Source organism: Bacillus sp. LR--39, from assembly GCF_053613335.1.
On sequence record NZ_JBSIOT010000089.1, the window covers coordinates 1 to 1,756 of the forward strand.

At 48.7% G+C, this 1,756-nt stretch carries 2 protein-coding genes; one reads left to right on the forward strand and one right to left on the reverse strand.

The window, feature by feature from the left end; translation table 11 throughout:
* The coding region (gene katX, locus ACWHAR_RS20565) for a catalase KatX (RefSeq protein WP_452087671.1) at positions 1-1,210 on the reverse strand (1,210 nt) is incomplete at its 3' end.
* A gap of 128 nt (positions 1,211-1,338) precedes the next feature.
* On the opposite strand from katX, the gene ACWHAR_RS20570 reads away from it, so the two are divergent.
* On the forward strand, positions 1,339-1,756 hold a 418-nt coding region (locus ACWHAR_RS20570; protein ID WP_452087672.1), incomplete at its 3' end, for a DNA-3-methyladenine glycosylase.

Here is a 1,756-nt window from a genome sequence, read left to right on the forward strand (position 1 = left end):
TTTGCCCGCCTTCCTGGTTGGTGGCGACATGCTTTTTCGGCGAGTTGATCGGAAGCTGCAGGTAATTTGCGCCTACACGGTAGCGCTGCGTATCAGAGTAGGCAAACGTACGCCCCTGGAGCAATTTGTCGTCTGAAAAATCAAGCCCGTCGACAAGCACCCCCGTTCCAAATGAAGCTTGCTCCACTTCCGCATGGTAGTTTTCCGGATTTTTGTTCAGAACCAATTTGCCGATCGGTTTCCATGGAAAATCGTCTTTATACCACAGTTTTGTCGGATCAAGAGGATCAAAGTCCAGTTCAGGATGCTCATCATCGCTCATGATTTGTGCATACACTTCCCACTCTGGATAATCGCCATTTTCAATCGCGTCATATAAATCCTGTGTGGCATGGTTAAAGTTTTTCCCTTGAATCTCTTCTGCTTCCTTCTGTGTCAGGTTGCGGATGCCCTGCTTCGGTTCAAAATGGTATTTCACGAGAACGGCCTTGCCCTCCTCATTCACCCATTTATAGGCATGTACGCCTGAACCCTGCATTTGCCGGTAGTTGGCCGGAATGCCCCAAGGCGAAAACAAGAAGGTGATCATGTGTGTCGCTTCAGGAGATTGAGAAATGAAATCGAAGATACGTTCACCATCCTGGATGTTTGTCACTGGATCAGGCTGAAATGCGTGTACAAGATCCGGAAATTTCAGCGGGTCGCGGATAAAAAAGATTTTCAGGTTGTTTCCGACCAAATCCCAGTTTCCGTCTTCTGTATATAGCTTTACAGCAAAACCGCGCGGGTCTCTCAATGTTTCAGGCGAGTGTTTTCCATGATTCACAGTTGAAAAACGGACAAATGCCGGTGTTTTCTTGCCTTTTTCCTGAAAGAGCTTGGCCCTTGTGTATGTTGAAATCGGTTCGTCTCCGAAGCTTCCGTGCGCTTCAAAATACCCGTGTGCACCTGCTCCCCTGGCATGAACAACCCGCTCAGGGATGCGTTCCCGGTCGAAGTGGCTGATCTTTTCGAGAAAATCATAGTTCTCAAGTGTTGTAGGCCCTCTATTCCCGACGGTTCTCACATTCTGGTTGTCAGTAACAGGATGCCCCTGCCTATTCGTTAAGGTATCCTCTGACTCGTTTTTCCCGGATGTCTTATGGGAAAGCGCTTCCTCGCTTCCTTGGGCATTTGTTTGGTGCTGCTTGTTTTGATGATCATCTTTCAATGGTTGGCCCTCCTTTTTTGAACGGTAACAATATTCCCTGAATGGAAAGATTTTAAAACAGCCGTTTTTTTTGATCTGCTTCGGGAATGGTACAATGTACAAAAATCGGTAAAAGGAGAGGTCGATTCGTGACGAGAGAAAAAAATCCGCTGCCCATCACGTTTTATCAAAAAACCGCTCTTGAGCTTGCCCCATCGCTTCTGGGCTGCCTTCTTGTAAAAGAAACAGACGAAGGCACAGCGTCAGGCTATATTGTGGAAACAGAGGCCTATATGGGGGCTGGAGACAGAGCGGCCCACAGCTTTAACAACCGCCGGACGAAGCGGACTGAGATCATGTTTGCAGAAGCTGGGCGGGTATATACATACGTGATGCACACCCATACATTGCTGAATGTCGTTGCCGCGGAAGAGGATGTCCCGCAAGCGGTATTAATCAGGGCGATTGAGCCGCATGAAGGCCAGCTGTTAATGGAGGAGAGAAGGCCGGGCAGGAGTCCGAGGGAATGGACAAACGGACCAGGAAAGCTGACGAAAGCGCTTGGCG